Source organism: Aeromonas dhakensis (assembly GCF_002285935.1).
Classification (GTDB): Bacteria; Pseudomonadota; Gammaproteobacteria; order Enterobacterales; family Aeromonadaceae; genus Aeromonas; species Aeromonas dhakensis.
In genome coordinates, this window is sequence record NZ_CP023141.1 from 3,850,586 (window position 1) to 3,877,282 (window position 26,697).

At 64.4% G+C, this 26,697-nt stretch carries 29 protein-coding genes; 13 read left to right on the forward strand and 16 right to left on the reverse strand.

Annotated elements, in window-relative coordinates; translation table 11 throughout:
• Positions 1–40 precede the first annotated feature (40 nt).
• The 6 genes from CK627_RS17830 to CK627_RS17855 all read right to left on the reverse strand — a co-directional run bounded on the left by CK627_RS17830 (position 41) and on the right by CK627_RS17855 (position 5,098).
• Positions 41–901, reverse strand: a complete 861-nt coding sequence (locus CK627_RS17830; RefSeq protein WP_095593005.1) for an MbnB/TglH/ChrH family RiPP precursor modification enzyme — start codon at positions 899–901, stop codon at positions 41–43.
• The gene (locus CK627_RS17835; protein ID WP_010634393.1) at positions 889–1,218 is read right to left on the reverse strand and encodes a hypothetical protein; all 330 of its coding nucleotides are present in this window, start codon (positions 1,216–1,218) and stop codon (positions 889–891) included. The genes CK627_RS17830 and CK627_RS17835 overlap by 13 nt, the downstream gene beginning before the upstream one ends.
• On the reverse strand, positions 1,211–2,170 hold the full coding sequence (locus CK627_RS17840; RefSeq protein WP_095593006.1) for an MBL fold metallo-hydrolase: 960 nt from the start codon (positions 2,168–2,170) through the stop codon (positions 1,211–1,213). Before CK627_RS17840 ends, CK627_RS17835 begins: the two co-directional genes overlap by 8 nt.
• A gap of 78 nt (positions 2,171–2,248) precedes the next feature.
• Positions 2,249–2,371, reverse strand: coding sequence for a cytochrome bd-I oxidase subunit CydX (gene cydX, locus CK627_RS17845; protein ID WP_017766001.1), 123 nt, complete (start codon positions 2,369–2,371; stop codon positions 2,249–2,251).
• Positions 2,372–2,387: 16 nt separating this feature from the next.
• On the reverse strand, positions 2,388–3,527 hold the full coding sequence (gene cydB / locus CK627_RS17850; protein ID WP_017779409.1) for a cytochrome d ubiquinol oxidase subunit II: 1,140 nt from the start codon (positions 3,525–3,527) through the stop codon (positions 2,388–2,390).
• Positions 3,527–5,098, reverse strand: a complete 1,572-nt coding sequence (locus CK627_RS17855; protein WP_095593007.1) for a cytochrome ubiquinol oxidase subunit I — start codon at positions 5,096–5,098, stop codon at positions 3,527–3,529. Before CK627_RS17855 ends, cydB begins: the two co-directional genes overlap by 1 nt.
• Before the next feature lie 122 nt (positions 5,099–5,220).
• On the opposite strand from CK627_RS17855, the gene CK627_RS17860 reads away from it, so the two are divergent.
• Entirely contained in the window at positions 5,221–6,660 is a 1,440-nt protein-coding gene (locus tag CK627_RS17860; RefSeq protein ID WP_017779411.1) for an aminotransferase-like domain-containing protein, read from the forward strand.
• A 40-nt stretch (positions 6,661–6,700) separates the two neighbouring features.
• Here the strand turns inward: CK627_RS17860 and CK627_RS17865 are convergent, their stop codons facing one another.
• Together CK627_RS17865 and CK627_RS17870 are read right to left on the reverse strand one after the other, a co-directional pair.
• Positions 6,701–7,219: a GNAT family N-acetyltransferase gene (locus CK627_RS17865; RefSeq protein ID WP_095593008.1), complete on the reverse strand. Its 519-nt coding sequence runs from the start codon at positions 7,217–7,219 to the stop codon at positions 6,701–6,703.
• A 138-nt stretch (positions 7,220–7,357) separates the two neighbouring features.
• A complete protein-coding gene (locus CK627_RS17870) occupies positions 7,358–8,008 on the reverse strand; it encodes a tellurite resistance TerB family protein (protein ID WP_017766005.1) in 651 nt (216 codons plus the stop codon).
• A 62-nt stretch (positions 8,009–8,070) separates the two neighbouring features.
• On the opposite strand from CK627_RS17870, the gene CK627_RS17875 reads away from it, so the two are divergent.
• The 6 genes from CK627_RS17875 to CK627_RS17900 all read left to right on the forward strand — a co-directional run bounded on the left by CK627_RS17875 (position 8,071) and on the right by CK627_RS17900 (position 11,762).
• Positions 8,071–8,922, forward strand: coding sequence for an EamA family transporter (locus CK627_RS17875; RefSeq protein ID WP_095593009.1), 852 nt, complete (start codon positions 8,071–8,073; stop codon positions 8,920–8,922).
• Positions 8,919–9,218, forward strand: a complete 300-nt coding sequence (locus CK627_RS17880; protein ID WP_054545151.1) for a hypothetical protein — start codon at positions 8,919–8,921, stop codon at positions 9,216–9,218. Before CK627_RS17875 ends, CK627_RS17880 begins: the two co-directional genes overlap by 4 nt.
• A gap of 20 nt (positions 9,219–9,238) precedes the next feature.
• Entirely contained in the window at positions 9,239–9,709 is a 471-nt protein-coding gene (locus CK627_RS17885) for an acyl-CoA thioesterase (protein ID WP_005299506.1), read from the forward strand.
• A gap of 79 nt (positions 9,710–9,788) precedes the next feature.
• Positions 9,789–9,944 carry a pleiotropic regulatory protein RsmS gene (gene rsmS / locus CK627_RS17890; RefSeq protein ID WP_005299504.1) on the forward strand — a complete coding sequence of 52 codons (156 nt, stop codon included), beginning with the start codon at positions 9,789–9,791 and terminating at the stop codon, positions 9,942–9,944.
• A gap of 41 nt (positions 9,945–9,985) precedes the next feature.
• Positions 9,986–10,453, forward strand: a complete 468-nt coding sequence (locus CK627_RS17895; protein ID WP_095593010.1) for a GyrI-like domain-containing protein — start codon at positions 9,986–9,988, stop codon at positions 10,451–10,453.
• Positions 10,454–10,562: 109 nt separating this feature from the next.
• The gene (locus tag CK627_RS17900) at positions 10,563–11,762 is read left to right on the forward strand and encodes an MFS transporter (RefSeq protein ID WP_095593011.1); all 1,200 of its coding nucleotides are present in this window, start codon (positions 10,563–10,565) and stop codon (positions 11,760–11,762) included.
• Between the two features lie 22 nt (positions 11,763–11,784).
• Here CK627_RS17900 and CK627_RS17905 read toward each other — a convergent pair whose 3' ends face one another.
• Positions 11,785–12,633 (reverse strand): LysR family transcriptional regulator, encoded by an 849-nt coding sequence (locus tag CK627_RS17905; protein WP_095593012.1) that lies wholly within the window; start codon positions 12,631–12,633, stop codon positions 11,785–11,787.
• Positions 12,634–12,738: 105 nt separating this feature from the next.
• Between CK627_RS17905 and CK627_RS17910 the strand changes: the two genes are divergently transcribed.
• The 3 genes from CK627_RS17910 to CK627_RS17920 all read left to right on the forward strand — a co-directional run bounded on the left by CK627_RS17910 (position 12,739) and on the right by CK627_RS17920 (position 16,678).
• The gene (locus CK627_RS17910; RefSeq protein ID WP_024942217.1) at positions 12,739–13,242 is read left to right on the forward strand and encodes a nucleoside deaminase; all 504 of its coding nucleotides are present in this window, start codon (positions 12,739–12,741) and stop codon (positions 13,240–13,242) included.
• Entirely contained in the window at positions 13,235–14,455 is a 1,221-nt protein-coding gene (locus CK627_RS17915) for a cyanate transporter (protein WP_095593013.1), read from the forward strand. The genes CK627_RS17910 and CK627_RS17915 overlap by 8 nt, the downstream gene beginning before the upstream one ends.
• Before the next feature lie 342 nt (positions 14,456–14,797).
• Positions 14,798–16,678, forward strand: coding sequence for an exotoxin A binding domain-containing protein (locus CK627_RS17920; protein ID WP_095593014.1), 1,881 nt, complete (start codon positions 14,798–14,800; stop codon positions 16,676–16,678).
• A gap of 76 nt (positions 16,679–16,754) precedes the next feature.
• Here the strand turns inward: CK627_RS17920 and rluF are convergent, their stop codons facing one another.
• Positions 16,755–17,789, reverse strand: a complete 1,035-nt coding sequence (gene rluF / locus CK627_RS17925; protein WP_095593015.1) for a 23S rRNA pseudouridine(2604) synthase RluF — start codon at positions 17,787–17,789, stop codon at positions 16,755–16,757.
• 470 nt (positions 17,790–18,259) lie between these two features.
• On the opposite strand from rluF, the gene CK627_RS17935 reads away from it, so the two are divergent.
• Positions 18,260–19,843 carry an alpha/beta hydrolase gene (locus CK627_RS17935; RefSeq protein ID WP_095593016.1) on the forward strand — a complete coding sequence of 528 codons (1,584 nt, stop codon included), beginning with the start codon at positions 18,260–18,262 and terminating at the stop codon, positions 19,841–19,843.
• A gap of 114 nt (positions 19,844–19,957) precedes the next feature.
• Here the strand turns inward: CK627_RS17935 and CK627_RS17940 are convergent, their stop codons facing one another.
• Both CK627_RS17940 and CK627_RS17945 read right to left on the reverse strand, forming a co-directional pair.
• Positions 19,958–20,326 carry a VOC family protein gene (locus CK627_RS17940; protein WP_010634411.1) on the reverse strand — a complete coding sequence of 123 codons (369 nt, stop codon included), beginning with the start codon at positions 20,324–20,326 and terminating at the stop codon, positions 19,958–19,960.
• Positions 20,327–20,479: 153 nt separating this feature from the next.
• Positions 20,480–20,947 (reverse strand): hypothetical protein, encoded by a 468-nt coding sequence (locus CK627_RS17945; RefSeq protein WP_017781761.1) that lies wholly within the window; start codon positions 20,945–20,947, stop codon positions 20,480–20,482.
• Positions 20,948–21,204: 257 nt separating this feature from the next.
• Here CK627_RS17945 and CK627_RS17950 point away from each other — a divergent pair, with 257 nt between their 5' ends.
• Entirely contained in the window at positions 21,205–21,882 is a 678-nt protein-coding gene (locus CK627_RS17950) for an HNH endonuclease (protein WP_095593017.1), read from the forward strand.
• A gap of 57 nt (positions 21,883–21,939) precedes the next feature.
• Here CK627_RS17950 and CK627_RS17955 read toward each other — a convergent pair whose 3' ends face one another.
• The 4 genes from CK627_RS17955 to CK627_RS17970 form a co-directional block, all read right to left on the reverse strand.
• The gene (locus CK627_RS17955; protein WP_017783919.1) at positions 21,940–22,527 is read right to left on the reverse strand and encodes a histidine phosphatase family protein; all 588 of its coding nucleotides are present in this window, start codon (positions 22,525–22,527) and stop codon (positions 21,940–21,942) included.
• A gap of 141 nt (positions 22,528–22,668) precedes the next feature.
• Positions 22,669–23,322, reverse strand: coding sequence for a helix-turn-helix transcriptional regulator (locus CK627_RS17960; RefSeq protein WP_005299461.1), 654 nt, complete (start codon positions 23,320–23,322; stop codon positions 22,669–22,671).
• Positions 23,323–23,380: 58 nt separating this feature from the next.
• Complete coding sequence (locus tag CK627_RS17965) at positions 23,381–24,670, reverse strand: L-cysteine desulfidase family protein (RefSeq protein WP_005299458.1); 1,290 nt, start codon at positions 24,668–24,670, stop codon at positions 23,381–23,383.
• A gap of 22 nt (positions 24,671–24,692) precedes the next feature.
• Complete coding sequence (locus CK627_RS17970; protein WP_095593018.1) at positions 24,693–25,076, reverse strand: Rid family detoxifying hydrolase; 384 nt, start codon at positions 25,074–25,076, stop codon at positions 24,693–24,695.
• Positions 25,077–25,333: 257 nt separating this feature from the next.
• Between CK627_RS17970 and CK627_RS17975 the strand changes: the two genes are divergently transcribed.
• A complete protein-coding gene (locus CK627_RS17975; protein ID WP_005299451.1) occupies positions 25,334–26,629 on the forward strand; it encodes an SLC5/6 family protein in 1,296 nt (431 codons plus the stop codon).
• The last annotated feature ends 68 nt before the right edge of the window (positions 26,630–26,697 follow it).

The following is a 26,697-nucleotide window of genomic DNA, read 5'->3' on the forward strand; positions in this document are numbered from 1 at the left end:
GGGCGGGACCGCTGCGGCAGGCCATGCCGCTTGCTCTCGCCTAGTCATGACACACCTCCCGACCCGCCGGATGCGCCGTCGCCTCGCAGCAGGCCTGATGGACCCGGGCCAGTTCGGCCTCCAGCACGGGCAAGGGGGGCAGATGGTGATCCCGCTCCAGCAGCAGGGGGTGCAGGCCGTGGGTCTGCACCGTATAGCGGGCCAGCGCCACCACCTCCTCGCAGACCGGACGACCATGGGTATCCAGCAGGGTGCCGTCCGCCTCTTCCAGATGGCCGGCGATATGGAAGTAGCGGATCGCCTGGCTCGGCAGCCCGGCAATCATCCGCTCGGGGCAGTAGCCGTGATTGCGGCTGTTCACAAAAACGTTGTTGATGTCGAGCAGCAGCTCGCAGCCGCTGCGCGCCACCAGTTCGGTCAGAAACGCCTCCTCCGCCATCTCGTGCTCATAGCCGTGGTAGTAGGAGATGTTCTCCAGCACCAACGGGCGGGCCAGCGCATCCTGTACCTGCCGGATCCGTTCCGCCAGGTAGGGGAGGTTCTCCCACTGGCGCGGCACCGGCAGCAGCTCGTAGAGATAACCCCGGGCATCGCGGGAAAAGCTCAGGTGCTCGCTATAGATGTCGATGGCAAACTCGTCGAGAAAGGCGCGGATCTGGCCGAGCAGGGTCATATTGAGCGGCTGGCAATCGCCGAGGGAGAGGCTGAGCCCGTGGGCCACCAGTGGATAGCGCGCGGCGATCTGCTGCAGTTGCTCCCGCCTGGCGCCGCCAATGGCCATCCAGTTCTCCGGCGCCAGCTCGAGAAAGTCGATGCCGGGGCGGGCAGGCGCCGCACAGAGCTGGGCCAGATGCTCCTGGCGCAGCCCCACGCCACGGCTGCTGGCGCTTATTGGCCGCATACCCCCTCCGTCATCTTGCTCTCCTGGCGCTGGGTCTCGCCGTTGATCCCCTGCTCCGCCAGACCACACTTGCCATCGCGGGCGCGCACCAGCCGGCCCTGTGGATCGCTGTCGAGAGCCTGCTTCTCGAAGCGCTTCTCGGTGCCGCACTTGCCGGCCGCACACTTGCCGCCGTGCTGTTCGCTCGGCGCCGCCTTCACCGGCGCCTCGCTCGGGGTGGCCGCCAGCGCAAGCCCGGGGGTCAGCGCGATCAGGCCGGTCATGGCGATGGAGAGGCTCAATTTGCAGGAGGTTTTGATGCTGCTTGCGTTACTCATGGCTGGACTCCTTGACGGATGAAACGGGGTAACTGGAGAGATCGCGGGCGGCCACCACCTGGCCGTGGAACTGCTGCTTGACGATGGCCATCGCCTCCTTCTTGTGATTGAGGCCGACCCCCATCCAGTGGTTCAGCACCAGCAGCTTGGGGTTCACTTCGGCGGCAATGTTGGCGACCACCGAGGGCTTGGCATGGAGCGAGGCGGAGACGGGATCGGCGCCCTCGTGGATGGCGAGCGGCATCACCAGGATGTCGGCCCCCTTGGCAAACGGCACAAAGGCCGGGTTGCTGCCGTTCTGATCCGCCGAGATGACGATGGTCCCCTCGGCGCTCTCGATGCGATAGGCCAGACAGGGCACGTCCCCGTGGGGAATGCCGAGCGCCGTGATGGTCAGGCCATCCTGCTGATAGACCTGTTGCGGCCTGGGCGTCTGGTAGGGCACATCGTGCACATTGATGGGGAAGAGACCATCGGTGCCATCCTTGAAGCCGCTCAGGTAGGCATAAGCGCCCTTGTCTTTGTTGAAGAGGGCATCAAAGTAGCCGCTCATGCTCGGGAAGGCCGAGCCGGCCTGTGGCCCCGCCAGATCGAGGGGATCGCTGCGCTTGAAGAAGTAGGCCCCCTTGAGCAGCGCAGGCAGGTCGGTCACATGGTCGGTGTGAAAGTGGGTGATGCCGATGAAGTCGACCTCTTCGAGCTTGGCGCCCGCCTGGCCGAAGCGCAGATAGACGCCGCCACCGGCATCGATCAGGATGCGCGATTTGCCCTTCCACCAGATCACCTCGCTGGAGGAGGCGCGCAGATCGTCGGAGATGGGGCCACCGCTACCGAGCACCTGCAGGGTGAATGCCTTGTCCAGTGGCGTCAGTTGTACGGGCTCGGCCCAGGCCGGCGCGGTGGCGAGCGCGCAGCCGATGGCCAGCGTCACCGCTTTGATTGTCTGTTTCATAACGGATTACCTGTCGGTTGGATGACAAGAGAAAGGGGTCGGGGCGAGGCAGTGTCTGCCCTCCCCGACCGAGGGGGATCAGGGTTGAGAGCGGGGCTCATCCCGTTCATCGGCTTCCCAGCGTGCTTCCAGCCAGAGCAGGTTGCACAGGCCCAGCAACAGGGCGAAACCCAGGCCCAAAATCCAGGTGAAGTACCACATAGCGGCTCCCTTGGGGTCAGTAGAGTTGATGGCTGTCGCGCTTGATGCCGGCACGATCCAGCTTGCCGCGCACCACCCGGTAGACCCAGCCGGTGTAGCCGAGGTTGATGGGCATCAGCACCAGCACGATCCCGAACATGATGGTCAGGGTCTTGAAGCTGGAGGTGCCGTCCCACAGGGTCAGGCTGCTGGCCGGATCCAGCGACGAGGGCAGCACGAAGGGGAACAGGGCGATGGCCACCGAGCAGAGCATGGCGGCGCAGGCCAGGCCGCTGGCCAGCAGCGCCAGCCGTCCCTTCTCCTGCCAGGCGGCGATGCCGCTGGCCAGCGGTGCCAGGGCGCCGATGAGGGGCACCAGCCACAGCAGCGGGTAGTCAAAGTAGTTGCCAAGCCAGCCGCAGGCGTGGGGGATCACCCCCTTCATCAGTGGGCTGATAGCGGCATTGGGGTCAAAGGGCTGGCCCGCCAGGCCGGTCAGCTGATAACCCGGCAACCCCAGCAGATGCCAGCCAGCCAGCAGATAGCAGAGGGTCACCAGCGGTGCCAGCAGGATGGCGAGGCCACGAGCCCGCAGTGCAGGGGTGCCCGTTACCTTGGCTTGCAGGAAGCTGGCACCGTGCAGCAGCAACAGGCTCACCCCGGTCGCCACCACGCTGACAATCCAGCTCCAGTGGAAATCGAAGGCCCCGTAGTGCAGGCGCAGTGCGCTGTCGAAGCGAAACGGCAGGCCCTGCATCACCAGCGCGATGGCGGCAGAGAGCACCAGGGTCGGCACCAGCCCCCCAGCCACCAGGGCGCGATCCCACCAGCGGCGCCAGAGGGGATCGGCCAGCTTGCTGCGATAGTCAAACCCCACCGGGCGCAGGAAGAGGCCAAGCAGCAGCACTATCATGGGCACATAGAGCGCCGAGAAGGCGGCGGCGTAGACCAGCGGCCAGGCGGCGAACAGGGCGCCGGCGCCGGCGATGAGCCACACCTGGTTGCCCTCCCACACCGGCCCCACGCTGTTGATCACCAGTCGGCGGTCTTCATCCTCTTTCGAAACCACCGGCAGCAGCATGGCGATGCCGAGGTCGAAGCCATCCATCACGATGAAGCCGACCAGCATGAACAGCACCAGCCCCCACCAGATGAGTTTCAGGGTTTCATAATCCATCAGGCGATCCTCGCAAGTTCGGGTTGTTCACCGCTGTAGCGGCCGGTATGCAGCACGGCGGGCCCCTGGCGGATCACGCGGCGCAGCAGGAACAGCTCCACCACCAGCAGGCAGGAGTAAATGAGACAGATGGAGATCAGGCTGAACCAGAGCTGGCCCGGCTGCAGCAGCGACACCGAGGCCGACACCGGCAGCACGTCGCTGATGGTCCAGGGCTGGCGACCGAACTCGGCCACGAACCAGCCCGCCTCGATGGCAATCCAGGGCAGCGGAATGCTCCACAGCAGCGCCTTGAGCAGGCGGGGCGAGGCGAGCAGCCGGTTGCGGCAGAGCTGAACGAAACCCGCCACGAACAGCCCGAGCATCACGACCCCCAACCCGACCATGATCCGAAAGCCCCAGAACAGCGGCGCCACCTGCGGCACCGAGTCTTCCACCGCCCTGGCGATCTCGGCCTCACCGGCCTTGGCGATGTTGCTGGCATAGGGGGTGAGCAGCAGCCCGTAGCCGAGATCCTGGCCGTGCTTGTCGAACAGCGCACGGTTCTCGGCCGAGTCGTTGCCGGCGCGGATCTGCTCGAGCGCACCGGCGGCCACCATGCCGCTGCGAATGCGGGTCTCGTGCTGGGCCTTGAGATCCTTGATGCCGGTCACCGCCTCATCGAGGGAGCGGGTGGCGATGATGCCCATCAGATAGGGGATTTTGACCGCAGCGTGGGTGGTCTCGGCCCCCTGATCCGGGAAGCCGAACAGGGTGAAGGCGGCCGGCGCAGGTTCGGTCTCCCACTCCGCCTCGATAGCGGCCAGCTTGACCTTCTGCACCTCGCCGGTGCGATAACCCGACTCGTCACCCAGCACGATGACCGAGAGAATGGCGGCCAGCCCAAAGCCCGAGGCGATGGCAAAGGAGCGCAGGGCGAAGCGCACTTCCATGCGGCGCAGCAGATACCAGCTGCTCACCCCCATCACGAACAGGGAGGCGGCCACATAGCCCGCCGCCACCGTGTGCACGAACTTGACCTGGGCCACCGGGTTGAAGATCACCGCGACCACGTCCACCAGCTCCATGCGCTGGGTCACCAGGTTGAACTCGGCGCCCACCGGGTTCTGCATCCAGCCGTTGCCGATCAGGATCCAGAGCGCGGAGAGGTTGGAACCGAGCGCCACCAGCATGGTCACCAGCAGATGCTGACCGCGGGAGAGCTTGTCCCAGCCGAAGAAGAAGAGTCCCACCAGGGTCGACTCGAGGAAGAAGGCCATCAACCCCTCCACCGCCAGCGGGGTGCCGAAAATGTCCCCCACATACTGGGAGTAGTAGGCCCAGTTGGTGCCGAACTGGAACTCCAGGGTGATGCCTGTGGTCACCCCCATCACGAAGTTGATGCCAAACAGCTTGCCCCAGAAACGGGTGATGTCCTTGTAGATCACCTTGCCGGTCATCACATAGGCCGACTCTGCGATCACCAGGATCCAGGACAGCCCCAGCGTGAGGGGCACAAACAGGAAGTGGAACATGGCCGTGGCGCCAAATTGCAGGCGCGATAGGCTGACCACGTCATCCGGATTGATCATGCGTCACTCTCTTTTGTTGTATTTACCTTGCACGTTTTGTGCGAGACAAGTACACCACGGAGCATGACACCTATAACAGATGCAGTTATATTGAATTACATCTATAACAGTTACTGCATCACATGTCCCTTTACCGTCAGCTGGCCGACCGCCTGCAACAGCAGATAGAAGCCGGGGTGTGGCAACCCGGCGAACGCATCCCCTCCATCCGCCAGAGCTGCAAGACCCATGGTCTGAGCCCCATGACGGTGTTGCAGGCCTATCAGCTGCTGGAGAGCCAGGGGCGGATCCTCGCCCGCCCCCAGTCCGGCTACTACGTCAAGGCGGCACCTTCCCGTCCTGCCGCCAGCCTGCCCCAGCAGGCTCACTACAGCGGCTCGGTGGACATCAACGATCTGGTGTTCGAGGTGTTGCAGGCGAGCAAGTCACGGGGGCTGGTGCCCCTTGGCATGTCGGTGGCCGACCCCACCCTGTTTCCTCATCCCCAGCTTGGCCGGGCGCTGGCCAGCTGCATGCGTCGGCTCGACCCCTTCAGCACGGTGGCAGACCTGCCCCCCGGCAACGAGGCGCTGCGCCGGGCCATCGCCCAGCGTTACGCCAGCGAGGGGCTGGCGGTGGACCCCCAGCAGATCATCATCACCACCGGCGCCATGGAGGCGCTCTCCCTCAGTCTGCAGGTGCTGACCGAGCCCGGTGACTGGGTGGTGGTGGAGTCCCCCACCTTCTATGGCGCCCTGCAGGCCATCGAGCGGCTCAAGTTGAATGCGGTGGAGATCCCGGTGATCCCGGGGGTGGGCATCGATCTCGCCCTGCTGGAGGAGGCCCTTGCCCAGCGCCCCATCAAGGCGTGCTGGCTGATGGGCAATGTTCAGCACCCGCTGGGTCACACCATGCCGGATGAGCACAAGCAGGCGCTGATGGCGCTGCTCAACCGACGCGGGGTGGCGTTGGTGGAGGATGACGTCTATGCCGAGGTCTATTTTGGCCGTGAGCGGCCAAGGCCCATCAAATACTGGGATACCCGGGGCGAGAGCCTGCTGTGCAGCTCCTTCTCAAAGTGCCTGGCACCGGGCTTTCGGGTCGGCTGGGTGGTGGCGGGTCGCCACGCCGAGCGGGTGCAGCGGCTGCAGCTGATGTCGACCCTCTCCACCAATGTGCCCAGCCAGCTGGCGCTGGCCGAGATGCTGCGCCAGGGCGGGGTGGATGCCCACTTTCGCCGGCTGCGCCACACCCTGGCCCAGCGCCAGCAGCAGATGCGGGCCGCCCTGCTGCGCCTGCTGCCGGGGGAAGTGAGCATCTCCTCCCCCGATGGCGGCTATTTTCTCTGGCTCGAGTTTGACCCGCGCCTCGACAGCCGCGCCCTGCACGCCCGGGCGCTGGCCAGCGGGTTCTCGCTGGCGCCCGGCGCCCTCTTTTCCAGCAAGGGGCTGCACAACCACTGCCTGCGACTCAACAGCTCCCATCCCTGGAGCGAGCAGCTGGAGGCGGCCCTCACCCGGTTGGCCGAACTTATTCACCAACAGCTGGACACAGCTCCCGCCAAGGACCAAAAGGCCCCATGACGGGGCCTTTTCCTTGCGAAATTATCCGGTTGAAACGGGCTTATCTGGCCATGGTCTGTGACAGTATCTTGAACCCCAACCTCTCGTAGAGCGCCTTGGCGCGCTCGTTGAATGCCATCACCTCCAGCCGCAACTGGCTGGCGCCCTGCGCCTTGCCCCACTCATCGCAATGGGCGATCAGCGCCTTGCCTATGCCTTGGGAACGGTGCCCCTCATCGACCACCAGGGTGCCGATGCGGCAGATGGGCTCCTTGCTCAGAAACGGGATGGTCTCGTTGATGTCGATGCGGGCGGTCAGAAAGCCCGCCACGGCCCCCTCCTGCTCGGCCACGCAAAACAGGCGCCCTTCGGCGGCGATGGCTGCCAGCAGAAAGGCCCGCTCCTCGGGGGATGGCGGGCAGAATACCTGCGGCGCCTGCGCGAAGTGGATCTCCCCTATCTGCCGGTTCAGCTCGAGGATGGCGTCTATGTCCTGCTCACGTGCCTTGCGTATTTCCAATGAATGCTCCTTGCCTCTGTGTCCTGACGATGATGTGTCCTGGTGATGAGACGGTCTCATCTGCTCCCTTTGATCAGGGCTCCATCATAGTGGCTGCCCGGCCAGACAAGAAGTGCGGTAACAGCCTTTGGCAGGCATCTGAAAACAACAAGGCCCCGTCACGGGGCCTTGTCGACAATCCATGTACTGAGCGGGGGGTCAGGCGGGGGCATCCAGCTGGGCCACCTGGCGCTCAATGCTGCCTTTGAGGTTCTCATCGAGCTTGAGGGCGCGCGCCAGCTCGTCCAGATAACCGCGCTCCATGAAGTGATCCACGTCGATGGCAAGCAGGGAGGCGAGATAGACCTCGGTGGCCAGCTCCATGTCGGTCACTTCCCGCGCCAGAGCGTGGGGATCCAGGGGGCGAGCCAGCTCGGCATCAATCCAGCGCGCCGCATCGCTCTGGCCCTGCTCGGTCAGGTACTGCTGGATCTTCTGACGCTCGTCGTTGTCTATATGGCCGTCGGCCCGGGCCGCCGCCACCATGGCGCGCACCAGGAGGGCGGCTCTGGCATCCAGCGCATTGCCCTGCAGGGTATCGAGGGGCTGGGTCGGCTGGGCCGGGGCAGACTGCTGGGCCTGCCAGTCCTGATAGAGTTTGTAGGCCAGGCCGCCGAGGGCCGCCGCGCCGCCCACCGCCGCTACCTTGCCGCCATATTTGCGCACCTTCTTGTTGCCAAGCAGCAGGGCCATGGCACCGGCGGCGAGGCCCCCTTGCGCCATCCCCTTCATCTGCGCCTTGCGGCTGTCGCCACCTTCGTTGAGCCAGCCCTTGCCAGCTCCCATCAATTGCTCCAGCATTTGTTTCATGGGACCTCCTCGTTGGATGGTGAACCATGCTGAACCTGCCCCACTGAACTCAAGGTGAATGGATGCCGCTGCCCCGCCTGCTGTCGCTGACCCTGCTGACCCTGATGGCGTTCGCCGCCAACTCGGTGCTCTGCCGGCTCGCCCTGTTCGAAGAGCGGATGGATCCCGCCCTCTTCACCCTGCTGCGCCTGACCAGCGGCGCCCTGGTGCTGGTGCTGTTGTGCGGCGCGCGCAAAAAATCCCCCCGCCAGGGGGACTGGGGCGGCGCCCTGGCCCTCATCACCTATGGCGCGGCGTTCTCGTTCTCCTACCTCACCCTGACCGCAGGCACCGGCGCCCTGCTGCTGTTTGCCGCCGTCCAGCTCAGCATGCTGGCGCCGCCCCTGCTACGCGGGGAGCCCCTGCCCCGCCGCCAGTGGCTCGGCCTGCTGCTCGCCATGGCGGGCCTGGTGGTGTTGCTGCTACCCGGCCTCAGCGCGCCGGATCCGCTGGGGGCGGCCCTGATGATAGTGGCCGGCATCGCCTGGGCCGGCTATACCCTGCGGGCCTCGCGCTTTGCCGACCCGGTCGCCGCCAACGCCGGCCACTTTCTGCGCGCCAGCCTGCCGGCCGCCCTGCTCTATCTGCTATTAGGGCAGCTGCAGACCAGCCCCGCCGCCATCGGCTATGCCCTGGCCTCGGGGGCGCTGGCCTCCGGCCTTGGCTATGCGCTCTGGTATCTGGTGCTGCCTCACCTTGGCCGTACCCTGGCCGCCAGCGTCCAGCTGCTGGTGCCCCTGCTCGCCGCCCTGGCCGGGCTCATCTGGTTGGATGAGTCCTGGTCGCTGCGCTTGGTATTGTCGACCCTGGGCATCCTGGGGGGGATCGCCCTGGTCATTGCCGGACGCCCCCCATCAGGAGAAAAATCATCATGAAGATGCTCGTATTGCTGCTCGGTTGTGCCCTCTCGCTCCCCCTGCTGGCCGCAGTGGAGGACAGAGATGCCAAACAGGCCAAGCTGGATGCGGCCTGCCAGCAGGCCCAGCAACAGCTGGTCGAACAGGGCAAGCAACAGCGGATCGACGCCTGCATCAAGGCGGGCGGCAAGGCTGCCAAGTGCCAGCAGGAGTTCGCCAGCTTCGGCCAGCGCGAGGGCAACAAACGGCCCGATCTCAACAACCTGGCCCCCTGCCAGCAGGCTGACGACTATCGCAAGAGCTACCGGCAATGACCCTCAATCAAGGAGACCCCATGACCCCACCCCGCGAACTGACCCTGCAGTTTCTGGCCGAGCCCGCCGATGTGAATTTCGGCGGCAAGGTGCACGGCGGCATGGTGATGAAATGGATCGATCAGGCGGGTTACGCCTGCGCCGCCGGCTGGTGCGGCGGCTACGCGGTGACCGTCTATGTGGGGGGGATCCGCTTTCTGCGCCCCATCCAGATAGGTCAGCTGGTGGAGGTGCACGCCCAGGTGATCCACACCGGCACCACCAGCATGCACCTGGCGGTGGATGTCTACAGCCGCCACCCGACCCAGCGAGAGCGCCACAAGACCACCCACTGCATCATCATCTTCGTGGCAATGGACGAGCACGGCAAACCGACCCCGGTGCCCCAGTGGCAACCGCAGAACGAGAGCGATCGGCAGCTGCAGCAGTACGCCCTCAAATTGATGGCCCTGCGCGAGCAGATCGACCAGGAGATGCGCCAGCACCTCTAGCCGGGTCGCCCGCAACCAGACAGGTCCCCATCCGGGTGCGGCCCTGTATAATGGCGTTTTCCCCGTTACGGAGTCTGTCATGTCATTGGAAACTGCCCCGCCCGAGGTCCAGCTCGCGGTGGATCTCATCGAACTGCTGGAGACCAACCGGATTGAGCCGGCCCTCGCCCTGGCGGCGCTGGCCATCGTCTCCGCGGACTATCAGCGCAAGCTCAACGAAGGCAAGGAGTGCTGAGCAAGGTTGCCTTGCCCACCCCATTTTGCCTAGGAGGTGTCATGACTGATCCCATCCGTTTTGAAACCGGCCGCCCCATGCTGCTTGGCGGCCTGCGCCGTCACCATGCCTTCGCCCACGCCGACTTCGGCGGCCAGTGGCGCGATTTCAGCGCCCTGGGTCCGCTGCCGGGCCAGCTGGGCGAACATGCCTATGGCGTCATCTGCGGCGTGACCGCCACCGAGTGCGAATACATGTGTGCGGTAGAGGTCGCCGCGCTGGAGGTGCTGCCCAAGATGCTGGGGCGGATGCGCATCGAGCCCCAGACCTATGCCGTCTTCCTGCATCAGGGGCATGTCTCGACCATGCCGCACACCTGGCAGCTGGCGCTGGAGTGGCTGGCGCAGTCCGCTTACCAGTCGGCCCACCAGCCCGATTTCGAGCGCTATGGCGCCGCCTTTGACCCGGAGACCGGCAGCGGCGAGGTCGAACTCTGGCTCGCCGTGCTGCCGCGCCAGGCCATCGCCTGAGCATACCGCGCTCTGCCCTGGTAAACCGGCCAGGTTTAACCCAGACGAGGGGCTGACTCGGCGCACGGGCGGTGCAAGGATATGGCTCCCCTACTGCCCGAGAGTTGTTATGGATAACCAGGAATGTCTCGACCAGGCTGGTCTTTGGAGCCGCTCCGCCCGCATCATGACGCTGGCCTGCCTCATCGTCTTCATGGCCCAGATGGCCACCACCGTTTACCTCCCCTCCCTGCCCGTGGTGATGACGGATCTCGCCATGACCCGGCAGGGGGCCGAGCTCTCCATCTCGCTGTTCGTCATCGGCGCCGCCCTGCCGGTGCTGTTCTGGGGCGCCGCCGCCGATCGTTACGGTCGCCGGCTGCCCCTCGCCCTGTCACTCTTGCTGTTTGTCGGCCTCAGCCTGCTGCTGGCCACCACCAGCCAGGGGCCGCTGCTCTTGATCCTGCGTACTCTGCAAGGGGTAGCGGCCGGCGGTGCGGCCATCATCGCCCGCATCCTGGTGCGGGATCACTGGCACGGCGATGAGCTGGCGCGCCGCCTCTCGGTGCTCTCCATTGCCTTCATCACCGCCCTTGGCGGCGGTCAGTGGATAGGCGGCCTCATCAGCCACTATGCCCATTGGCAGCTGGGGTTCGTGCTGATGGCCGGGGTCGGCGTGCTGGCGCTGCTCTTGATGAGCAGCCTGCCGCTGCACGGGCCCAATCCGGCGGCTGCGGGCGGCGGCATGTGGGCCCGTTACGCCAGCCTGCTGCGCCGCCCCGGCTTTTTCTGGCCGGCCTGTGCCGGCGGCATCGGCTTTGCCATCACGGTAACCCTGCAGGAGGTGAGCCCCTTCGTGCTGCAGCAGGGGTTTGCCCTCGAGGTCACCACCTTCGGCAGTCTGGGGTTGCTGATCGGTATCGCCTACTTCGCCGGCGCCATGACGGTCAACCGGCGGGTCGCCCGGGTGGGAGGCCGCCAGCTGATGCGCCAGGGGGCCGCGCTCATACTGCTGGCGGCCGGCGGCATGCTGCTGCTCTGGGCACTGGGCGCCCTGCAGGGCAGCGGCGGATTGGTGGCCATGATGACCTGCTACTGCCTCATCATCTTCGGGCAGGCGGTGCTCTTTCCCAACAGCATGGCGCTGGCGGTGAGCGATGGCCGCGAGCACGGCGCCTACGCCATGGCCCTGTGCGGCTTCCTGCAGCAGGGGGTGGCCGGGGTGGCCGCCGCCGGCGCCACCCTGGTGAGCCATCACGGTGCCTGGGCTCCGCTCGTCTTCACCCTGGCGCTCATCACCCTGCTCATCGTGCGCACCAAGGTGCGCTAAGCAGGCCCCTGCCTGCATCCTCTCACTGCTCAGCGGGCCCCATCACCCGATCGCACAGGCTGATGAGGGCCTCGCAGAGGCGAGTGAGCGGCTCGCCGCGCTCCGCCCCCAGATGCAGCGCCAGCTCCACCGGCGCCACCGCCGGCCAGTGGGTCAGCTCCTGCTGATCCGGCTGCAGCAGGCGCCGGGGCAGCAGGCTGACCCCGATCCCGGCGCTCACCGCCCCCTGCAGGCTGGCCAAACTGGCGCTGACGTAGGCGATGCGCCAGCGCCGCCCCATCCCGTCGAGTGCCTCGGTCAGCTGCCGCCGATAGAGCCCTTCGCTCGGGAATACCACCAGCGGCAGGGGATCCCGCTCGCTGGCGGGCCAGGCTCGGCTGTCGACCCAGGCCAGCGGTTCGCGCCAGCAGGCGCGCGGCATCCCCTGTCCCCGCGCCTGTTTGACCAGCGCCAAGTCCAGCTCGCCGGCCTCGAAACGCTGCCAGATCTCGTGGCTGAGGCCGCTGTGCACCTCCAGCCGCACCTGCGGGTAATCGCGGGCAAAGGCCGCCAGCACCGGGGCGATGGCGCCGGCGGCAAAATCCTCCGGTACCCCCAGACTCAGCTGCAGGCTGGCCTCGGCCACCTGCTCCTCGGCCCGGGCCAGCAGGGCCAGGATGCTGCGGGCCAGCCCCAGCAGCTTCTCCCCCTCTGCCGTGGTCACCACCTGGCGACCGGAGCGATCCAGCAGCGGGCAGCCGAGCTGCTGTTCGAGCCGCCGCATCTGCTGGCTGATGGTGGACTGGGTGAGGTGCACCCGTTCACCGGCGCGGGTAAAACTGCCGCTGTCGACGATGGCGACAAAGCTGCGCAGCAAGAGGGGATCCAGCATGGTGACTCCATTTACAAAACCACTGGATATCATTCTATCATTTAATTTCCCCATGGCTGGCTTCCCCGCTAGGCTGGTCTCCTCCCCTTGCCTCGAGGATCCGTCATGCCCCACTCCCTTGCCGAACCCGCCGGCTCACGCCTGATCGCCTCGCTCACCACCAACCCCACTCATCAGGAGTGGCTGGAGCAGGCGTTGCAACTGGCCCTCCACAACCGCCGGCAGGGAGGCAGACCCTTTGCCGCCCTGCTGGTGCAAGGCAACCAGCTGGTGACCAGCGCCGTCAACGGCATGCACCAGGATGGCGACCCCACCCGCCACGCTGAACTGGAAGCCCTGCGCCAGGCCAGCCAGGTCGGGCCGCTGGCGGGCGCCATCGTCTACGCCAGCGGTCACCCCTGCCCCATGTGCCTGAGCGCCCTGGTGATGAACGGCATCGCCGCCGTCTATTACGCCTTCGATAACGAGGATGCGGCCCCGTTCGGCTTTGACAGCACGGCCGCCTACCGCAAGCTGGGCCTGCCCCTCGCGCCGCCCCCCCTGCCGCTCATCAAGCTGCCGAGCCCGCTGGCCGCCGCCGAGCTCTATGGTGCGCAAAGTCATGCTTGAGGCCCGCATCGATACGCGCCAGCAGCAGGCCCTGCTGGTGCTGGTGATCCTGATCGGGCTCAACCTGCGGCCGTTTCTCACCGCCATCGGCCCCCTGAGCCGCGACATTGCCGAGGCGCTCGGGCTTGGCATGGACACCCAGGCCTGGCTGACCCTGCTGCCACTCTGGCTCATCGGTGGCGGCGTGCTGCTCACCCCGGCCCTGCGCAGTCGCAGCGGGCCGCGCCAGTTGCTGGGGGCGGCCCTGCTGCTGCTGGGCATGGGCAGCGCCATGCGCTTCGAGGCGGCCAGCGGCGCCCTGCTCATCGCCAGCGCCGCCCTCTGCGGGCTGGGCTCGGCCCTGGTGCAGGGGGTGCTGCCCGGTCTCATCAAGCAGGCCTTTGCCCAGAAGGTGCCGCTGGTGATGGGCATCTTCTCCGCCTGCATGATGGGGGGCGGGGCCCTGGGTGCCAGCCTCACCCCGCAGCTCGCCGCCCGGCTCGACTGGTCTCAGGCGCTGGCGCTGTGGAGCCTGCCGGTGCTGCTGGCCATGGGCTGGCTCGGCTGGCGGGTACGGCTGCCCGCAGCGCCGGTGGCAATGTCCGGCGGCGGCGAGCAGCGTCTCATCAGCCTGCCCCGCAGCTGGCTGCTGATAAGCTGCTTTGGCATCATCAACAGCGGTTACGGCATCGTCGTGGCCTGGCTGGCGCCGGCCTACATGGCGCAGGGCTGGAGCCCCCAACAGGGGGGCGAGCTGGTGGCCTGGCTGGCACTGGCCCAGACCGTGAGCGGCCTCGGCCTGCCGCTGCTGGCCGCCCGCCGGCTCGACCGGCGGCCCTGGATGGGATTGGCCATCGCCATGCAACTAGTAGGCTTTGGCGGCCTCTGGCTGGCGCCGACTGCCGCCCCCATCCTCTGGTGCATGTTGTGCGGCTCCGGGCTTGGCGGCAGCTTCTCCCTCATCATGGTCATCGCGCTCGATCACCTGCCGGATCCGCGCCGCGCCGGCACCCTCAGCGCCCTGATGCAGGGATTCGGCTTCATGCTGGCAGCCACCGGCCCCTGGGTAGCGGCCCGCCTGCATCACCTGAGCGGTGACTTCGCCGCCGCCTGGCAGTGGCAGCTGGCCGGCCTGGTGCTGATGAGCCTGCTGGTGCTGCGTCTCGACCCGCGCCGCTACCCCAGCGCCATGAAGCTGGCCACACCGTCTCCCACCCCCACGCCCATCAGCTGATCTGTACTCGCCTCCTTTTCCAGATGAGGAGGCAAACTCACCCCCCTGCTATTCCTTTCCATCCTTTGCTCGCTTTCCGGCATCGGGCCAGCTGAGCAAAGCATCAGCAAAGCACTTCATATCCATTTGATTTATAACATATTAAATCTTCCCATATGGAGGGTTGTGCTGCCATATGAGCCCATTAAGGTAAGGCACTCAGACGAGAATTAATCTCGTTTCGTCTGACAGGGAAGAGGCTGTATTCATCAAGGAGGAGAGCGCCACGCGCCAGTGGCTTTGCTATCACACAAAGGAAATCACATGCAGACAAACACAAAATGGGCTTCTCTACTCGGTGGCTTGGCCATGCTAGGCGGTGCCATCTCACCGGTCATGGCCGACGAGTCATTCAACCTGTGGCAGGAGTGCGCTACCCGCTGCACCCTGGATCTGGCCCAGGGGGTGCGCGCCAGCCAGCTCGATGTCGCCAGCCTGCTGGGCGGACAGACCGATTCCGGGGTACTGCACTACTCCATGGTATTGGAAGAAGGTGGAAACAGCCTCAAGCTGGCCCTCGGCAATGCGCTGACCCTGCGCACGGATGGCACCACCATCACCCTGACCAGCGCCACCGCGGACAAGGGCCCACGCACCTACAGCTATACCCGCCAGGGACGCGGCAACTGGTCGCTGCACTGGCTGGTTCCCGTCGGCGACGATGCGCCCGCCAGCATCAAGGTCTTCTTCCATGAGCTGGATGCAGGATCCGAGGTGAGCCATATCTCCCCCATCTACAGCATCGAAGTGAGCGACGACCTGCTGCGCACCATGGCCAGCAACTCGACGCTCTTCGTCAGGCACGTGGAAAACAACGAGATCAATCGCAGCCTCACCCTCAGTGCGGCCGGTGTCGGCTTCGTGGCGGCGCCCACCCAGCACAGCCGCCATAAACGCTGGAGCGAGTGGCACACCTGCAAGGTGCTGTGCCTGCTGGATCCGCTGGATGCGGTCTACAACTATCTGTCGCAGCGCACCTGCAACCTGGGTGATACCTGGGAAGGCAAGGTCTACCGGGTATTGGCCGGGGCACCCGCCTCTCACGACACCCATATCGTGCCGACCGCCATCAGTCATCGGCTGCACTTTGCCAAGGGAGACGGTCTGGCGGCCCTCACCACTCATCAGGTTTGCGCCATCCCCCTTGAATCCCTGGCCAGAAGCCGTCAACCCAGAGGCTGGGAAGAGCTCAGCCAGTGTGGCTATCCGGTCCACAATCTCGTCACCCTCTATCTGCTGACCCGCCTGCCATGGTCCCAGCTTGATACCGTGATCACCCAGGCGCTGGCCAACACCACGCCAGAGGATGGCTCAACGCCACGAGGGCAGCTGGCGCAAGCCATTCGGGAAAACCCGGCCCAGGCACGGCTGGCCCTGAGCATGGCGGCCGCCCAGAGCGATGCCTTTAGCCACCAGCAGGCGGGCAATAGCCAAGAACAGGCCGCCAGCGCCGACGTGGTCAATCTCACCTGCCCCGCCGCCGATCTCAACTGCCTGGCGCCGGCCGACAGTGCCGATGCCCTGCAGGAGCGGGACTATCCGAACGGTGCCAGCTTCCTGGGTGACGGGGACGAGGTCAGCTTCAGCACGGCCGGTACTCGCAACTGGTCGGTGACCCGCCTGGAGCAGGCCCATCGCCAGCTGCTGGCGCGCGGTTATCTCTTCGTCGGTTATCACGGCACCTTCCTCGAAGCCGCCCACAGCATAGTGTTTGAGGGGGTGCATGAACGGGATCAATCCTCCATCGCCCCCTGGCAAGGCTTCTATGTCGCCGGCGATCCGGCCCTCACCTACGGTTACGCCCAGGATCAGGAAGCGGATGCCCGTGGCCGCATCCGCAATGGCGTGCTGCTGCGGGTGTATGTGCCGCGCGCCGCACTGCCCCGCCTCTACGCGACCCAGCAGACTCTGGCCGCTCCCGGCGCCGTCGATGAGGTCGGCCGCCTGATCGGTCACCCCCTGCCGCTGCAGCTGGAGGCCATCACAGGGCCGGAAGAGGAAGGGGGACGCCTGGAAACCATTCTGGGTTGGCGACTGGCAGAGCAGGCGGTGGTGATCCCCTCCACCATACCGACGGATCCACGCAACGTCGGCGGCGATCTTGACCCTGCCAGCGTGCCTCAGGAAGAGAGCGCCATCAGCACCCTGCCTGATTACACCACCCAGCCCCGCGACGAGCTCTGAATCGCGGGTCATCGATACAAAAACACCGGCCTGTGGCCGGTGTTTTTTACTGTCAACGCGGGGAGTGAGAGGGGGCTTAACGCCCCTTCTTCTGCCGCCCACCCTGACCGGCGCGCGGCTTGCCAGCGGCCGGTTTGGCCCCCTTGTTCGGGGCTCCTTTGCCAGCGCTCCCTTTTGCTGACCCGCCTTTGCCCGTAGCACCCTTGCCTGCCGGGGTCCGTTTCTCGAACGCCTCCGGGCCCGGCACGTTGGGGCGACCGCCAATCTCGTGATCGTCGTCGCGCCGTGGCTTCTTGCCCGGTGCCGACTTGCTGCCTTGCGCCGCAGGCACCTTGGGTTTGCCACCCTGGGCATTGCCCGGTTGCGCCCCCTTGGCCGGTTTCACCTCGGAGGAGGAGTCTTCAATCAGCTTGAACAGCTCGATCAGCTCGTCACCGTCGAGATCGCGCCACTCGCCCACCGGCAGCCCCTTGAGGCTGACGTTCATGATGCGGATACGCTCGAGCTTGGTCACCTCGAAGCCGAAGTGCTCGCACATGCGGCGGATCTGGCGGTTCAGCCCCTGCACCAGCGTGATACGAAACACGAACGGCGCCTCTTTCTTCACCTTGCACTTCTTGGTGACGGCACCCAGGATCGGCACCCCGGCGCCCATGCCCCGAATAAACTCGTCGGTGACCGGCTTGTCCACGGTCACCAGATACTCTTTCTCGTGATCGTTGCCCGCCCGCAGGATCTTGTTGACCAGATCGCCGTGGTTGGTCAGGAAGATGAGCCCCTGAGAGTCCTTGTCGAGCCGGCCGATGGGGAAGATGCGGGTACTGTGGTTGACGAAGTCGACGATGTTGTCCTTCTCGCCCGCCTCGGTGGTGGAGACGATACCCACCGGCTTGTTCAACACGATGAACACCAGGCTGTCCGCCTCGCGCGGCTCGATCACCTGGCCGTTGACCTTGACCAGATCCCCGGCGAACACCTGATCCCCCACCCCGGCCCGTTTACCGTTGATGAAGACACAGCCCTGCTCGATGAAGCGGTCGGCCTCGCGACGCGAACAGATGCCGCTCTCGCTGATGTATTTGTTCAGACGCATGGATTCATCAGCCAGCATGGGTCACCTGCCAGCGGCCCACGGCCTGCGCATGTCTCATCAGAGCGCGGGATGGCCGGCTCACCAGGTCAAAATTGTGCATATCACTCCATCTTTAAAACCGGCCGAGGTCGGCCTTGTCAGCAAAAAACGCCGGCACATTAGCACATTGCTCTGCCGCACACGCAGGATAGTTGCAGCAGGCCGGCACAGCGCCCCGTAAAATGCGCGCCGCGTCACGCCAAAACGGTGCGCCATGCGTCCCCATATAACGGCGCCGCAGGCGTCAAGTGCCGCCATGAAAGCGCCTTATCCCCAGCCAGGACAATGCCCAAAGCCTCACCTCCTGGCGCCCCTCATCTACCTCATCCCGGCCTGCTGCCTGTACTTATCATCTTGTTTCCCTTAGGCTTTAAGCCAGCTTTCGAGCTTTAGTACGGCCGCCGTGGACGCGGGGCCGCCTCTCTTTTATCAGTGCCAAGGACTATCCCATGCTGGCTCGCACCCGCCGCCTCGTTCGCCGCCTTCTTCTCAGCCTGCTGGGCTTGCTGCTGCTCGGCTGGGCCCTGATCGCCTACTTCGCCTGGCAGGCCGAACCGCTGCAACCCTGGCACACCCTGGTGCCGCCCGAGCTCAGCGCCGAGCAGCTCGATGACAGCGACTGGCAGGCCTATCTGGCCCACGAACAGCAGCTGTTCGAGCTGGTGACCAGGGAGGTCGTCGCCAGAACGCCGCCGGAGCAGCAGCTCGACAGCAATCGCTACTATCAGGACGCCCCCATCAATCCGGCTCATTTTGAGACTGACTGGAACCGCTCCTATCTGCTGCGCCCAAACGGCGAGGTGAAAGGGGTGGCGGTGTTCCTGCACGGTTTGACCGACTCCCCCTACAGCCTGCGCCACCTGGCCCAGCGCTACCGCGAGCAGGGCTTCATCGCTCTGGGGCTGCGCATCCCAGGCCACGGCACCGTGCCGGCCGGGCTGGTCGACATCGACTGGGAGACCTGGCTGGCCGCCACCCGGCTGGCGGTACGCGAGGCCAGGGTATTGGCGCCAAGCCCGCTGCCGCTGCATCTGGTAGGGTTTTCCAACGGCGGCGCGCTGGCGGTGAAATATGCGCTCGATGCGGAAGGTGACAAGACGGGCACGCTGACAAGGCCGGATCGACTGGTGCTTATCTCCCCCATGATAGGGGTGACCCGCTTTGCCCGCTTCGCCGGTCTCAAGGCGGTGCCCGCCCTGCTGCCCGCCTTTGCCAGTGCCGCCTGGCTCGACACCATGCCGGAGTTCAACCCCTTCAAGTACAACTCGTTTCCGGTCAACGGCGCGCGCCAGTCCTACCGGCTGACCCACGCCATCCAGCAGCAGGTGCGTGAGCAGGCTGCCAGCGGCGAGTTGGCGGCCTTCCCGCCCACCCTCACCTTCCAGTCGGTGATGGACTACACCGTCAGTACCCGCTCCATCATCGCCGATCTCTATCACTTCCTGCCTGCCAACGGCAGCGAGCTGGTGCTGTTCGACATCAACCGCGGCACCCTGTTTGGCCCGCTGCTGAGCAGCGCCTCCGAATTGGCGCTGAGCCACCTGTTGCCGCGCCCGCCGCTCTCCTACCGGCTGACGGTGGTGGGCAACCAGGCTCCCGCCAGCACCCGCACCCAGGCCAGCAGTTTGCCGGCCGGCGGCGGGCCTGAGCAAATCCAGCCCCTCGACATCGACTACCCCAGGGAGATCTACTCCCTCTCCCACGTGGCCCTGCCCTTCCCGATGGATGACCCCCTCTACGGCATGGCGCCACGGCCCGAGCAGCGCGAGCAATACGGCATCAATTTGGGGGGGTTGGCCCTGCGCGGTGAGCGCGGGGTGCTGATCGTCAACCCCGGCGCCCTCACCCGCACCTCCTCCAACCCCTTCTACCCCTATCTGCAGCAGAAGGTGATAGAGACGCTGACAGCGCCAGCCCAACCGCCAGCCGGCAAGCAGCCAACCCCGGTCTGGGACAGCGAAGACGAGGCCGCCTATCAGGCGGAGCGGGAACAGTTTCTACAGGATGGGCAGGAGAGCGAGGCTCCCTTCTAGGGCCCTGGCCAGGGCCCGTTGCGGCTGTGCGTCAGTATGGTGCTGACGTAGGCTCCCTCAGTACTTGCTCAGGCAGGGCGGCATCCACCGGCCGTCACCCGATGCCAAGCGCCATCAGGGATAGCGGCTGATCTCAATCAGGTTTTGATCCGGATCCAGGCAGTAGACCGACTCGATGGGGCCGCAGGCTCCGCTCTTGGTCACCGGCCCCTCCACAATCTCCACCCCGTGGCAATGGAGCTGGGCGATGACCTGTTCCAGCGGCCAGCGGGTGATGAGGCAGAGATCCCCCGAGCCCACCTGCGCCCGGTTGCGCGGCTCCTGCCCCAGCAGTTGCAGATTGATCTTCTGGTTGCCAAAGCGCAGGGCCCGGCGCCCCGCCCCAAAGGTGATGGCTTCCATGTTGAGCACCGAGCTGTAAAACGCGACGGCCCGCTCGATGTCACTGACCGTCAATACCAGATGGTCGATATGGCTGATCATGTCCCCTCCTGGCTGATGTGTGTCGATAGCGCTGGCCAGACAGACTGGCTTGTGGGCCCCCTCATCATACCCAATTGCCCACCTGGCAACTGTGCCGAATGGCGCAAAGATGGTCGAGCAGAGCCGCTAGCTGAGTGAAGGCGGCGGTGGCTTTCACTGTTGGGTACCACACGCCTGATCACGCTGGGCCAGCAGGGTTTCATCATCACTGTCCATCGCGGCCAGAATGGCCTGATTGCAGGCGCGCTCAGCCTGCCGGGCCGCATCCGGTTTGCTCTCGCGAATGTCGGCGATCATGGGGCGGTAGTTGACTGAAGCGGCACAGTACATAGCGCGATACTGGGGCTGCTGCGAGTGGCTGTCGTCCTGGCGGGACAACTGATCGCACAGCTTGCCAAATAGCGCCGCCGCCTTGACGGTGCATTGGCTGAAGCGCCGTGCATCCTGCTCGTAGCTGCGGCAGACGCTTTTCGGCTGCAGCTGCCAGAACTGGAAGGCAAAGGGGATTTGTTCCCCCTCATACTCCACCACCAGCGACTTGAGCTCAGTGCCATAAATATCCGATACCTGCTGCTGTACCAGATTGAGATAAGCCGAGAAGAGATAAGAAACCGGATCCATCACCACCTCCTTGTGGTTGACCTGGGTGAACTGACGTTTGTAACTCCCCTACTCTAAGTCCTCAACGAAAGAACCCACTCTAGCCTACTGCTTACTATCAGCTAATTGCTTGATGGTGCACACATTATTGTGCCAACACGGCTGAAATAAGGTGTCGATTGGATTATGATTCGCGCCATATCAGGTAACTCGGATGGGGCCATCCCGATCATGTCGGGGGCGAGAGGCGACCGAGAAACAGTGCTGAGGAGCCCGTTTTGCGCGAGTCATGGACAGAAGAGGAACTAAGGGCGACGGTCAGCGCCTACCTGGCGATGCGCACCATGGAGCAAAATGGCATCCCCTTCGTCAAGAAGCGCTATTACACCGAACTCGCTAACCAGTTTGGCCGCACCGAGAAGGCATTCGAGTATCGAATGCAGAACATCTCTTATATCTGCGCCCTGCTAGGACGAACCTGGGTATCTGGTCTCAAACCGGCTAAAAACGTGGGCCCCCACAATGCCCCCATCATAGAGCGCCTGCTCTGTGAACTCGATGGCCAACCCTATACCGGCAAGGCTGCCTTTGAGCATCAAGTGAGCCGCTACCAGACCAAGCCAACACTCCCCATGCCCACAGGCATTCAAGAACCAAAGCAGCGTTATGGAGCCAGTCCTGGCTATGGGCGAGATCCAAAGGTGAAGGCTTGGGTATTGATGACGGCGGCAGGCCATTGCGAAAGCTGCGCACAACCGGCCCCTTTTCATGCCACCACGGGGGAGGCCTTTTTAGAGGTGCATCATCTGCGCACACTCGCCGAAGGGGGCTCGGATACCATCAGCAACACGGTGGCGCTCTGCCCTAATTGCCACCGTGAGCTGCACTATGGCGTCAACCAGGCACAAAAGCGTGAGGCCCTTTATCAGGCGCTACCCAGGCTGGTGCGAGAATAACGCGCCTTCGTCGCTCATAAAAAACGGCTCGCCAGTGGCGAGCCGTGTTGGTCTGGGTCAGCAGGGGATCCGCTCGATGCGGCCACCGCTCAGTTTGAAGAAGGCATCCTGCGGCAGCTCCTGCAGCCAGGTGGTGGTGTAATCCAGGTCCGCATAGGCGCCGCGCAGCATGGCGCCGAACAGGCCGTGGGAGACCACGATGGCGCGCTCGGCGATCTGCTCATCCTGCAGCCAGCTCAGGGCCCGGCCCTGAATGCTCTGAAAACTCTCCCCCTCGGGGGCCTGCAGATACCAGTCCGGCTGCTCCAGATCGAGCTCGGGGTGGGCCGCCAGCAGCTCGGGTACCCGGCGACTCTCCCACTCTCCCATCCCCAACTCCACCAGCCGCTCGTCCCAGACGATACGCGCTTGCTCCAAGCCAAGCTGCTGGCACACCCGCTCCGCGGTCTGGCGCGCCCGGCCGAGGGGGCTGGCGTAAAGGGTCCAGTCGGCAGGCTCGGCCAGCAGCTTGGCCAGGCGGGCCCCCATGGCGAGGGCCTGGGCTTCGCCCTTGGCGGTCAGTTCGGAGTTGCAGCGCCCCTGCAGTCGCAGTTCGGCGTTGTAACGGGTCTGGCCGTGGCGCAGCAGATAGAGGGTACGGGACATGGTTTCTCCAGCAGGTTCAACGAGATAACAAAAACAAGAGAGGCATGGTAGCAGATGTGCCGGGGCAGCCAAGGCGCAGACGGGGGAAAGAAAAAACAAAACGGGTCACTGCTGACCCGTTTATGCCGACTGGCGCCGTGCTCAGCCCTTCTTGATCTCCCGCAGATAGCGGTAGATGGAGTGAACCGAGATGCCGAGCTGGCGAGCCGCTATCTGGGCGCTGTCTTTGAGCTCGAAGATGCCGAGCTCGTGCAACTGGTTGACCATGACCCGGGTCTTCTGGGACGGGGGCACCGCCTCGTTGCCGCGCACCTCGGCACTGACGGTGTCGATGGTGCTGTTGAGGGCCTCATCGATGTTGCGGGCAAACACCTCCGGGGTAGCGTGACCATCGTGGCCGTGCAGGCACTCCGGCATCATGGTGCGCAGCACGGATTGCAGCGGGGCATCCATGTCAGTGTTGATGCAGAGCAAGCCGATGGCCTGCCCCTCGCCGTTGCGAATGACGGTGGTGAGCGAGCGCAGCGTCTTGCCGGTGGCGCACTTGGTCATGTAAGGGCTGGAGATATCCTGCCCGCTCTTGAGTTTCATCATCGCCAGGTTGGTGATGGGGGCTCCGACGCTGCGCCCGGTGATATGGCCGTTGGCAATCTTGATGATCGACGGATTGCGCGCATCCAGGCTGTGCAGCAGCACCTCGGTGTGCTGACCATACATGGCGGCGATGCCGTCCACGATGATCTCCATCGCCTTGAGGATCTCGAAATCGGTCTGACTCAGCTCTTGCAGCTTCACATTGAAACCTTATAAAAGGGCTGCCGACCCGGGCAAGGGCGGCAGCCGACAGGGACACTCAGGCGGACATGATATCAATAATGGTGCTGTCTGTGGCAGACATGCCGTCTTTGACCATCTGGCCCACGTTGCGAATGGTCTGCTCCACGTTGCCCGCCACGATCCCCTGCCCCGACACAGCATGGCTGTTGAGCGCCATCAGGAAGCCGCGCACCGCCGCCCCGGAGGAGGTGCTTACCTTCATGGCGCAGGAGGCCTTGGCACCATCACACACCATGCCGGCGCTGTCGCTCAGCACGTTCTGGATGGCGTGGCAGGATTGTTCAAAACTGCCGCCCGCCAGATAGACCATGGCCATGGCCGCCGCCGCGCTGGTGACCGTGTTGCCGCAAAAGGCCGACAGCGGCGGATAGTGGGACTTGATGTAGATGGCCCCCAGGTGGCTCATGATGAGGGCACGGGCCAGCTGCTCTTCGCTGGCGCCAAAGCGCTCGGCGATGACCACCACCGGGATGGTGGCGGCGATGCCCTGATTGCCGCTGCCAAAGTTGCTCATGGCCGGCAGGCTGGCGCCCCCCATGCGGGCATCGGAGGCCGCCGCGGTGCGCATCACGATGCGGTTCATCACGTCTTCGCCGATGAGGCCGGCCTGGATGTTCTGCTGCATGGTGCGGCCGATCTCGAGGCCGTAGGGGTTGTTCATCCCCTCGTCGGAGAGTTTGCCGTTGAGCTCGGAGGCCTGCAGGATAAAGCGGATCTGCTCGAACTCCACCTGGGTGGCGAACTCATGAATGGCGGCGATGCTGATATCGACCCCGTCGCAAATGGCGCCGGTGGCGCCGCCCTGACCCTGCTCGGCCGTGAAGGTCACTTCATCATTGCGGCGCTGCTCGACGATGCGGGTATGGCCGCCGCACAGGGTCACCTCGGCGCTGTGCTCGGTGCCCTCTGCATCAAGGCCCAGCAAGCGGACCCGGCAATAGATGAACTCGGGGGCCGAGGTGCGGCTCACCTGCACCTGGCCTGCATCGATCAGCGCCTGCGCCTCTGCGACCTGGGCCGGCGTGATGGCAGCCAGCACCTCCAGCCCGGCCTCGGCGTTGCCGCCGATGGCGCCGGCGGCAGCGGCAATGGCCAGCCCAATCTTGCCTGTGCCCGGCACATAGACCCCCATGGAGTTCTTGTAGAGGTTGTCCGACACCACCACCTCCAGCCGGACGGGCTTGCAGCCCAGTTGCCGGGCGGCGACGGCGGCGGCATAAGCGGCGGCGATGGGCTCGGTACAGCCCAGCGCCGGTTTGACAACCTGTTGAATAATCTGCAGATACTGCTGCCACGCTTGCTTCATCAGAACACCCTTTCTATCAACATTAACCAGCGATGTGAGCGATCGCTTCCACTTCCACCCTGACACCCATCGGCAGATCCTTCACGGCAAAGCAGCTGCGGGCCGGACAATCTTTCAGGAAATAGCGTTTATAAACCTCGTTGAACGCGGCAAAATCACTGATTTCGGCGAGATAGCAGGTGGTCTTGAGCACGGTATCCAGGTTGCCGCCAGCGGCCTCCAAGACATGCTTGAGGTTCTCCAGCGCCTGACGGCTCTGGGCTTCGATGCCCCCATCCACCACGCCGCCCTGCTGTTTGCACACCGGCAGCTGGCCGGAGGTAAAGATGAGGTCGCCATAGGCTGTGCCATGGCTGTAGGGACCGATGGCATCGGGTGCGGCATCCGCCACTATGATCTTTTTCATATCGCCACTCCTTAAAATGCAATTATTTTTGCAATCATTTGTAATCAACAGTCTTGTCTTGTTCAACATTATTTGCTCATTAATCATTTCATTCAACAAAAACCTGCAAAAACAGCGATAAATTCGGTAATAGTGCAAATGGAAAGCGTGATCATCCTCCCTTTTTGGGTAAAAGAGCGATAAAAGGCATTGTTTTGCCACTTTTTATTCAACTATATTTGCACTTGATTTTTACCCCTACAAAAACAAGGTATTTTATGGACGCGCACAGTACGACACTCACCCGGCCCGTAATGGGCACGCTGGAATGGAAAGAAGCGGTTCGTTTTGACAGCACCGACTGGGGCTGGGTCATCATGAGCATCGGCATGGCCATCGGGGCAGGGATCGTCTTCCTGCCCGTGCAGGTAGGATTGATGGGGCTGTGGGTGTTTCTGCTGTCGGCGGTGATCGGCTACCCGGCCATGTACATGTTCCAGCGCCTCTTCATCAATACCCTGGCCACCTCGCCCGAGTGCAAGGACTACCCCAGCGTCATCAGCGGCTACCTCGGCAAGAACTGGGGCGTGCTGCTCGGGGCCCTCTACTTCGTGATGCTGGTGATCTGGGTATTCGTCTACTCCACCGCCATCACCAATGACAGCGCTTCCTTCCTGCAAAGCTTCGGGGTCACCCAGCAACTGCTCTCCGAGAATCCCTTCTACGGGCTGGTGCTGATCTGCGCCCTGGTGGCGCTGGCCTCGCGCGGCGAGAACCTGCTGTTCAAGATCTCCACCTTCATGGTGCTGACCAAGATCAGCGTGGTGGCAGTGCTCGGCCTGATGATGGTGGGCAAGTGGGATGCCGCCAACATCACCGCCATGCCGGCCAGCGGTGACTGGCTGAAGGATGCCATCGTCATGCTCCCCTTCACCCTCACCTCCATTCTCTTCATCCAGAGCCTGAGCCCCATGGTGATCTCCTACCGCTCCCGGGAAAAATCCCTGGAAGTGGCCCGCTTCAAGGCGATGCGCGCCATGAACATCGCCTTCGGCATCCTGTTCGTGGTGGTGTTCTTCTACGCCGTCTCCTTCACCCTGGCCATGGGCCACGAGCAGGCGGTCAAGGCCTCCGAGGAGAACATCTCGGCGCTGGCCATGGTGGCCCAGGGCATGCCGGGCCAGACCCTCAAACTCTTGAGCCTGACCCTCAACATCTTCGCGGTGATGACCGCCTACTTCGGCGTCTATCTGGGCTTTCGTGAAGCCTGCCAGGGGCTGGCGATGAACCTGCTGCGCCGGGTGATGCCGGAAGATCGCATCAACAAGGGGCTGGTGGGCAAGGGCATCATGGTGTTCACCGTGCTGCTCTCCTGGGGGGCCATCGTGCTCAACGCCCCGGTGCTGAGCTTCACCTCCATCTGCAGCCCCATCTTCGGCATGGTGGGTTGCCTCATCCCGGCCTACCTGGTCTATCAGGTGCCGGCGCTGCACAAGTACAAGGGGGTCTCCCTCTACATCATCATCGTCACCGGCCTGCTGCTCTGCGTCTCGCCCTTCCTCGCCTTCAACTGATCTGCCGGCACCCTGTGCCATCGGCGGCGGGCCACCCTGAGGGTGGCCCGCCTGTTTGACCCATTCAG

Coding starts and splice junctions, on each gene's coding strand:
- CK627_RS17870 (WP_017766005.1), bottom strand. CDS start 8,008: ATGAAACAAATGCTGGAGCAATTGATGGGAGCTGGCAAGGGCTGGCTC.
- CK627_RS17900 (WP_095593011.1), top strand. CDS start 10,563: ATGGATAACCAGGAATGTCTCGACCAGGCTGGTCTTTGGAGCCGCTCC.
- CK627_RS17880 (WP_054545151.1), top strand. CDS start 8,919: ATGAAGATGCTCGTATTGCTGCTCGGTTGTGCCCTCTCGCTCCCCCTG.
- rluF (WP_095593015.1), bottom strand. CDS start 17,789: ATGCTGGCTGATGAATCCATGCGTCTGAACAAATACATCAGCGAGAGC.
- CK627_RS17905 (WP_095593012.1), bottom strand. CDS start 12,633: ATGCTGGATCCCCTCTTGCTGCGCAGCTTTGTCGCCATCGTCGACAGC.
- CK627_RS17895 (WP_095593010.1), top strand. CDS start 9,986: ATGACTGATCCCATCCGTTTTGAAACCGGCCGCCCCATGCTGCTTGGC.
- rsmS (WP_005299504.1), top strand. CDS start 9,789: ATGTCATTGGAAACTGCCCCGCCCGAGGTCCAGCTCGCGGTGGATCTC.
- cydB (WP_017779409.1), bottom strand. CDS start 3,527: ATGGATTATGAAACCCTGAAACTCATCTGGTGGGGGCTGGTGCTGTTC.
- CK627_RS17975 (WP_005299451.1), top strand. CDS start 25,334: ATGGACGCGCACAGTACGACACTCACCCGGCCCGTAATGGGCACGCTG.
- CK627_RS17830 (WP_095593005.1), bottom strand. CDS start 901: ATGCGGCCAATAAGCGCCAGCAGCCGTGGCGTGGGGCTGCGCCAGGAG.
- CK627_RS17865 (WP_095593008.1), bottom strand. CDS start 7,219: ATGAGACCGTCTCATCACCAGGACACATCATCGTCAGGACACAGAGGC.
- CK627_RS17885 (WP_005299506.1), top strand. CDS start 9,239: ATGACCCCACCCCGCGAACTGACCCTGCAGTTTCTGGCCGAGCCCGCC.
- CK627_RS17940 (WP_010634411.1), bottom strand. CDS start 20,326: ATGATCAGCCATATCGACCATCTGGTATTGACGGTCAGTGACATCGAG.
- CK627_RS17970 (WP_095593018.1), bottom strand. CDS start 25,076: ATGAAAAAGATCATAGTGGCGGATGCCGCACCCGATGCCATCGGTCCC.
- CK627_RS17910 (WP_024942217.1), top strand. CDS start 12,739: ATGCCCCACTCCCTTGCCGAACCCGCCGGCTCACGCCTGATCGCCTCG.
- CK627_RS17965 (WP_005299458.1), bottom strand. CDS start 24,670: ATGAAGCAAGCGTGGCAGCAGTATCTGCAGATTATTCAACAGGTTGTC.
- CK627_RS17945 (WP_017781761.1), bottom strand. CDS start 20,947: ATGGATCCGGTTTCTTATCTCTTCTCGGCTTATCTCAATCTGGTACAG.
- CK627_RS17860 (WP_017779411.1), top strand. CDS start 5,221: ATGTCCCTTTACCGTCAGCTGGCCGACCGCCTGCAACAGCAGATAGAA.
- CK627_RS17915 (WP_095593013.1), top strand. CDS start 13,235: ATGCTTGAGGCCCGCATCGATACGCGCCAGCAGCAGGCCCTGCTGGTG.
- CK627_RS17855 (WP_095593007.1), bottom strand. CDS start 5,098: ATGATCAATCCGGATGACGTGGTCAGCCTATCGCGCCTGCAATTTGGC.
- cydX (WP_017766001.1), bottom strand. CDS start 2,371: ATGTGGTACTTCACCTGGATTTTGGGCCTGGGTTTCGCCCTGTTGCTG.
- CK627_RS17840 (WP_095593006.1), bottom strand. CDS start 2,170: ATGAAACAGACAATCAAAGCGGTGACGCTGGCCATCGGCTGCGCGCTC.
- CK627_RS17935 (WP_095593016.1), top strand. CDS start 18,260: ATGCTGGCTCGCACCCGCCGCCTCGTTCGCCGCCTTCTTCTCAGCCTG.
- CK627_RS17835 (WP_010634393.1), bottom strand. CDS start 1,218: ATGAGTAACGCAAGCAGCATCAAAACCTCCTGCAAATTGAGCCTCTCC.
- CK627_RS17955 (WP_017783919.1), bottom strand. CDS start 22,527: ATGTCCCGTACCCTCTATCTGCTGCGCCACGGCCAGACCCGTTACAAC.
- CK627_RS17875 (WP_095593009.1), top strand. CDS start 8,071: ATGCCGCTGCCCCGCCTGCTGTCGCTGACCCTGCTGACCCTGATGGCG.